The organism is Photorhabdus sp. RM96S, assembly GCF_042879335.1.
Lineage (GTDB): Bacteria > Pseudomonadota > Gammaproteobacteria > Enterobacterales > Enterobacteriaceae > Photorhabdus > Photorhabdus kayaii.
Genome location: NZ_JBHFKT010000053.1, coordinates 20324 through 27476 on the forward strand (window position 1 = coordinate 20324; position 7153 = coordinate 27476).

Sequence of the window (7153 nt, forward strand, 5' to 3'; positions counted from 1 at the left end):
CCAGGTTTGTTCTTTATGGCAAAGAATGGCAAATAAAATAGCCCTATTGTGATAGGTAGTAAGTCTACGCACCGGAGAATCTAATGTGTTAGAACGTTTATCTTGGAAAAAATTGGTTTCAGAACTGTTTCTCTTTTGTTTGCCTGCGGTAATTCTGTCGATATTTATTGGTCATTTGTCTTGGTGTTTATTTGTTTCGGTATTTTTGGTGCTGATATGGCATGGTTATAATTTGCTGAAACTTTCGAATTGGCTATGGTTGGATCGCAGTATGTTGCCACCGTCGGGGAGAGGAGGGTGGGAACCAATTTTCTATGGTATTCACCAGATGCAGCAACGGAATCGAAAGCGGCGTCGTGAGCTGGCGCTGTTGATCAAACGGTTTCGTAGCGGGGCGGAATCATTACCCGATGCTATTGTGATGATGACAACGGAAGGTAATATTTTCTGGTGTAATCGTTTAGCACAACATTTACTCGGTTTTCGTTGGCCTGAAGACAACGGACAGCATATTTTTAATTTACTTCGCTACCCTGATTTTAGCCGATATATCCTTTCCAGGGATTTTTCGCGCCCTTTATCCATTGAATTAAATAATGGGTTCGTTGTTGAGTTCCGGGTGATGCCTTATTCTGAGGGGCAATTCTTAATGGTTGCCAGAGATGTGACTCAGAAGCGAACACTGGAAAATGCCCGTCGTGACTTTTTTGCCAATGTTAGTCATGAAATGCGTACCCCTCTAACCGTCTTGCAGGGTTATTTGGAAGTGATGCAGGATCAGGCAGAGGATAGTTCGCTAAATAAGAAAGCGCTGAATACGATGCAGGAGCAAACCCGGAGGATGGACGGTTTGGTGAAACAATTGTTGCAACTGTCTAAAATTGAAGTCGCTCCCCAAATTGATATGAATGAAGTCGTTAATGTGCCTTTGATGCTTAAAATATTGCGTCAGGAAGCCACTGCGCTAGGTAATGAATGTTATAAGATTAATTTTGATGTTGGTGAAGGTCTAAAAGTGTTCGGTAATGAAGAGCAGCTTCGCAGTGCAATGTCGAATTTGGTTTATAACGCGGTTAACCATACTCCTAAAGGGACTCAAATTGATGTCAGTTGGAAAAAGAATTCCCATGGTGCTGAATTTACAGTGAAAGATAATGGGCAAGGTATCAGCGCTGAACATCTACCTCGTTTGACCGAACGTTTTTATCGAGTAGATAAAGCGCGTTCCAGACAAACTGGAGGAAGTGGTCTCGGTCTTGCGATTGTTAAACATGCCTTACATCATCACCATTCTCATCTTAAAGTTTCCAGCGAAATAGGCAAAGGGACGATCTTTAGTTTTACTTTACCGGCAGGATTGATTGTACCTGTCAAAATAACCAGCAGAAGAGATAGGAATAGTTTGATTAACAGTAATAATTAATCTTCGTAATTGATTATTATTTTTTCAGGTTAAAAAAAACGCAAATCATATAGTGTTTATTCAATGATAGCTAACAGCAATCACTAGTTTTGAAAAAGAGTGCGGCATATACTTCTGCATTCTGGTTTATCTATTGCCTTCTGGCACTATAAAAGTTTTACTTGTGGGCAGTTGTTGGCGATTCTATCTATCATGGTCACTATAATCTGTCTTCGACAGATACCTAGTGAATATTATTTTGATAATAAATCGTTAAATTAGGGTTCAATATTGTCAATATGGGCTTAACTATTGATGATATTTATATTATTCAGGCCATTAAATATGGTAACAAAACATTAATAATCATTATGACACATCGTTTATCATCTAAGGATATTTGGGCATTAGGGTTTATGACTTTTGCTCTGTTTGTCGGGGCGGGGAATATTATTTTTCCCCCTATGGTGGGGTTACAATCAGGTGAATATGTTTGGCTAGCAGCATTAGGCTTTCTAGCGACGGCGGTTGGTTTACCCGTCATTACAATCATCGCATTGGCAAAAGTTGGCGGTGGTATTGAAGAGCTGAGTTCACCTATTGGTAGAGTGGCTGGTTTGCTGTTGGCGACAGTTTGTTATTTGGCTGTTGGTCCTTTATTCGCTATCCCACGGACTGCAACGGTCTCTTTTGAAGTAGGCATTGCCCCGCTTACCAGTACCGGCGAGTTACCTCTGTTTATCTACAGTCTTATTTATTTTGTGTTGGTAATTGCTGTTTCCCTGTACCCAGGCCGTTTGCTTGATACTGTCGGGCATGTGTTAGCGCCTATCAAGATGTTGGCGCTAGGTATACTTGGTGTTGCTGCTTTACTTTGGCCTGCCGGTGATTCAATTCCAGCGATTGATGTTTATCAGCAAATCCCATTCTCCAGTGGTTTCGTCAATGGTTACCTGACAATGGATACGCTGGGTGCGATGGTTTTTGGGATTGTCATCGTTAACGCAGCGCGTTCAAGAGGCGTTGCCTCATCTTCATTATTAACCCGTTATGCGATGTGGGCAGGTTTTATTGCCGGCTTTGGTCTGATTCTGGTTTATCTATCGCTGTTCAAATTAGGCGCTGGTAGTGGATCGTTAGTGCCTCATGCAGAAAATGGTGCGGTCATTTTGCATGCCTATGTTCATCATACTTTTGGTGGTGTCGGCAGTATTTTCCTGGCTGTGTTGATTTTTGTCGCCTGTATGGTGACGGCGGTTGGATTAACTTGTGCATGTGCTGAGTTTTTTAGCCGTTATCTGCCCCTGTCTTATCGTTCACTGGTGTTGATCCTTGGAGGATTCTCCATGTTGACTTCTAACCTTGGTTTGAGTCATTTGATTAAGATTTCTATACCGGTACTGACAGCTATTTATCCACCTTGTATCGTTCTGATTGTGTTGAGTTTTACGCTGTGCTGGTGGAACAATTTTACCCGTATTTTGGCTCCGGTAATGTTAGTTAGTCTGTTGTTTGGTATCTTGGATGCGATTAAATCATCTGAAGCACTGGCGTATTTATTACCGAACTGGGCAACTCGTTTACCACTGGCGGATCAGGGGTTAGCCTGGTTAGCGCCATCCTTGTTGGTTTTAGTTGTGGCTGGTATTTATGACCGCGTTTTAGGGCGTTCAGGTGCTCGCGAGAGACAAATTCATCAATGATAATAGCCCGTTTATTCTGACGGCTTGTCATTGTTATACCCTATGGATTTCAAGATGCATCGCGACGGCAAGGGAGTGAATCCCCGGGAGCATAGATAACTATGTGACCGGGGTGAGCGAGTGCAGCCAACAAAGAGGCAACTTGAAAGATGACGGGTATAGATGTTTGGGAGTGCGCGGGATAGGGTTTCTGAAAAGGCGCCCCTATCCCGATATCTTACATAGTGTGTTTGTTTCTTGAACGGTCAGCTATTAGTAACCAATAGCCGCACCAGCCGGGCGTCGGACATCATTGGCGCCATAAAAATGGTTTTCACGAACTTGACCAGATACGGCTGCATCATTGCCTGAAGAATTAGCTGAAGTGCTAGCGGTTTTAGGTAAACCAACCATAATCACTTCAGCAGCACCCCATGGTATCTGTTCCACCATTTTATATCCCATTTTTTCTAGCAAATTCAACGAGTCTTTAGAAATACCACGTTGCTCATAATAAACTTCATCGGGTAACCATTGGTGATGAATACGGGGACTATTGACCGCTTCTTGAGGAGACATACCGTGATCAATAATGTTTAAGGCGGTTTGCAGGGTAATAGAGATAATACGGGAGCCGCCGGGTGAGCCTAGAACAAGGAATGTCTTATTGTCTTTTGTGACAAGTGTCGGGCTCATTGAGGATAGTGGGCGCTTACCGGGGGCAATAGAGTTAGTCGCGCCTTGAACGAGACCATAAAGATTCTTTTCACCAATTTTAGTGGTGAAATCGTCCATCTCATCATTGAGGAAGAAACCTGTTCCGGGGGCGATGACGACAGCACCAAAAAGTCCATTGATAGTATAGGTAGTTGAAACTGCATTACCTTCTTTATCGACAATGGAGTAGTGTGTGGTTTCTGGTTTCTCGTGGGGTCCAATACCCGGCTGAACATTCTCCGATAATGTTGCTTTACCTGGCTCTATTTTTTTACGTAGAGATTCAGCATAGTGTTTACTCAGTAAGCGATCGATTGGATTTTTAACAAATTCTGGATCACCAAGGTAAGTATTTCTGTCCATGTAGGCATGGCGCATGGCTTCTGTCAATGTGTGAATATAGTTAGCCGAGTTGAATCCCATTTCTTTGAGGTTATAACCTTCCAAAATATTCAGAATTTCACACATGGTTACTCCGCCTGAACTCGGTGGCGGGGAAGAGATAAATTTATAACCGCGATAGTGACAGGTAACGGGGGGTGTTTCTGAAATTTTATAATTGGCAAAATCGGCTTCGGTAATAATGCCGCCGGATTTTTTAGCGGCTTCGGCGACCAGTTTAGGAATATTTCCGTGATAAAAAGCTTCTTGCCCTTTTTTAGCAATTAACTCTAACGTATTTGCCAGATCGGTTTGTATTAATCTATCTCCCGGTTGATAAGGAGAGCCATCTTTGCGTAGGAAGATACGAGCTGCTTCTGGATCTTTGCGGAAACGTTTGATTGTGGTGTCCAGAATATCGGTATCTGCACGGGTCAGTATAAAGCCTTCTCGTGCCAGCTTAATTGCAGGTGCCATGACTTGTTCACGGCTCAATTTGCCATATTTTTTTAGGGTGCTGTCTAACCCCATCACGGTTCCGGGCACACCGGCTGCGCGGTAGCCATATAAACTGGCTCCTTTAATAACATTACCTTCTTTATCTAGATACATATCGGCACTTGCTGCACTTGGCGCGGTTTCGCGGAAGTTAATGAAAGTATCGGTACCATCGGCTAAATGAATTGTCATAAAGCCACCACCACCGATATTGCCACAACATGGATTGACAACGGCTTGGGCATAGCCAACAGCAACCGCTGCATCAACCGCATTTCCACCCATTTTGAGGATATCCACACCAACTTGTGAAGCAAGATGTTGGGCTGAAACGACCATACCATTTTTGGCTTCAACAGCCGGTTCCGAAGCGGCATAAAGGTGGGATGAGACGAGCAGGGATATTATTGCCAGCGGTGTTTTCCATGTTTTCAACATATTGTAAGCTCCTGTCTTTTGGCGAGGTTATTTTTGTCGGTGTAATGACTTATTTTATTTACACGGATTTTAATGTTAAACAATTGTAAATTTAATTGTAAGTGGTGATAGTTATCGGGGATAGGGGGTTTTTGTGCGCAAGGTGGCAAAACGAGGAATTTCAGTGAAAAAAAACCAGCCGGAATAACCGGCTGGTCTAATTATGGGTAATATCTAAGGTTATAGTTTAGCAGCGTTTTGAGATAGGTATTTAGCTACGCCATCTGGAGAAGCACTCATGCCTTCTTTACCTTTTTCCCACTGCGCAGGGCAGACATCGCCGTGCTCTTCATGGAATTGTAGTGCGTCAACCATACGCAGCATTTCGTCAATGTTACGGCCCAGAGGCAGATCGTTAACGACTTGATGACGAACTACGCCGTTTTTGTCGATCAGGAAAGAGCCGCGCAAAGCAACACCCGCTTCTGGGTGCTCAATGCCGTAGGATTTTTGAATCTCGCGTTTAGTATCAGCAACCATTGCATATTTAACTTCGCCAATACCACCTTGATCGACAGGAGTTTTACGCCATGCGTTGTGGACGAATTCAGAATCAAAAGAAACACCTATAACTTCAACACCGCGCTTTTTGAACTCTTCGTAGCGGTGGTCAAATGCGATCAGCTCAGAAGGGCATACGAAAGTAAAGTCCATTGGCCAGAAAAAGATAACGGCAGGTTTACCGTTCAGGTGTTTTTTCAGGTTGAAATTCCCAACGATTTCGCCGTTGCCGAGGACCGCTGCTGCTGTAAAGTCAGGCGCTTGACGAGTTACCAGAACCATGAGTTACTCCTGTAGTTTTACGAGGTTTATGTAAAAATTGGATATAGAATAAAGAATTAGCGTACACCAATAAAGGATAAAATACTAATCTTTGCAATAGATTTTACCTATTAATACTTTATTTTTATTTTCTTTACCTTAATAAGATAGAGGATTTTTGCAAGGGCTTGGTCGAATTCAAGCTAAGAGACTATTTCATTCTTACCTGCGTGTGCCAGTTTCTGTGTCCATCCGTGTTCATCATTATTCTCCAGCATAGACTGGCAATAATGGTTATTGGGATAAAAACTTACCGAAATAAATTAACTAATCATGTTACTTAAATATTTATAAAATTTACATTATTAACTGTTTTAATCAAGAATTTACATTTACTTAAACTGTCAACTTTGATATTTATTGAGAATAAATATAAATTTGTATTAACTTTCTAACGTAAAAAACAGAGGAAGAAATGAGAAGTCCTAAAGACACCAATAGGGAAAGACTTTTACAAATAAAACATGATGTAAATGAGTTGACGCGAGAAAATCCACATTTTTCCCTTCTGATTTCTCCTGTTTCGTGCAATATCTGGTCCATACCTATCCCCCCAAACAGCTTTTTGAAGTGCTGTTAAATCATTTGTGCAAGTTCACCGCCTGAACAATGAACTTATTCAGGATTGTAACCAGTGAAAATATTCTCAGCCTTTGGTTGTATGAACTTTTTTGAATAATTGAGAGTAGCCGCAGTGTATCCATGACATCCTTAGATTAACGACAAAGGAAATATTATGACCACTGACATTCAGGAACAATTTGACAAATTAATAGAAAAAGCTTACGAGCTGTTCCCGCAGAATCTTGAGGTAGACAACTATATTCAGCCCTGTGACTGCGACATTAAACCGATTTACCCGGTTCGCTATGCTTATGTGAACTTTTTCGGCAAAGAACTGGAAAAACCAGCAGCGCCCCCGGATATCCACACTCTGATGTTCTCCTCATCACTCCAACAAACCAAAGGCTATGCCGCCCGCCTCCTGCGTCCCGGCTGGATATACATTAAGGAAGAAGACCCGCTTACCGCTCGCGGCAGCAAGGCCCGGGGCTATCTGCACATCTTTAAATACTGCGTGTCAGAGAAAGAGGTTAACGGCAAAAAACAGCGGGTAGAAAAATTTAAAAAATATATGTTCCTCAACCGCAGAGATGCCAGTGAAGGGCTTATC

The 7153-nt window shown here is 42.3% G+C and carries 6 protein-coding genes; 4 read left to right on the forward strand and 2 right to left on the reverse strand.

What is annotated here, in order from left to right:
- Positions 1–85 precede the first annotated feature (85 nt).
- From phoR to ACGF49_RS22105, 3 genes are all read left to right on the forward strand, one after another.
- Positions 86–1423, forward strand: coding sequence for a phosphate regulon sensor histidine kinase PhoR (gene phoR, locus ACGF49_RS22095; RefSeq protein ID WP_113043312.1), 1338 nt, complete (start codon positions 86–88; stop codon positions 1421–1423).
- A 350-nt stretch (positions 1424–1773) separates the two neighbouring features.
- Positions 1774–3105 (forward strand): branched-chain amino acid transport system II carrier protein, encoded by a 1332-nt coding sequence (brnQ, locus tag ACGF49_RS22100; RefSeq protein ID WP_113043318.1) that lies wholly within the window; start codon positions 1774–1776, stop codon positions 3103–3105.
- A 103-nt stretch (positions 3106–3208) separates the two neighbouring features.
- Entirely contained in the window at positions 3209–3346 is a 138-nt protein-coding gene (locus ACGF49_RS22105; RefSeq protein ID WP_158536583.1) for a hypothetical protein, read from the forward strand.
- A gap of 11 nt (positions 3347–3357) precedes the next feature.
- Here the strand turns inward: ACGF49_RS22105 and ggt are convergent, their stop codons facing one another.
- Positions 3358–5118, reverse strand: coding sequence for a gamma-glutamyltransferase (gene ggt, locus ACGF49_RS22110; protein WP_113043313.1), 1761 nt, complete (start codon positions 5116–5118; stop codon positions 3358–3360).
- Positions 5119–5337: 219 nt separating this feature from the next.
- A complete protein-coding gene (locus tag ACGF49_RS22115) occupies positions 5338–5940 on the reverse strand; it encodes a peroxiredoxin C (protein WP_011148042.1) in 603 nt (200 codons plus the stop codon).
- Between the two features lie 775 nt (positions 5941–6715).
- Between ACGF49_RS22115 and ACGF49_RS22120 the strand changes: the two genes are divergently transcribed.
- A partial coding sequence (locus ACGF49_RS22120; protein WP_387492803.1) for a toxin VasX occupies positions 6716–7153 on the forward strand: 438 nt, incomplete at its 3' end.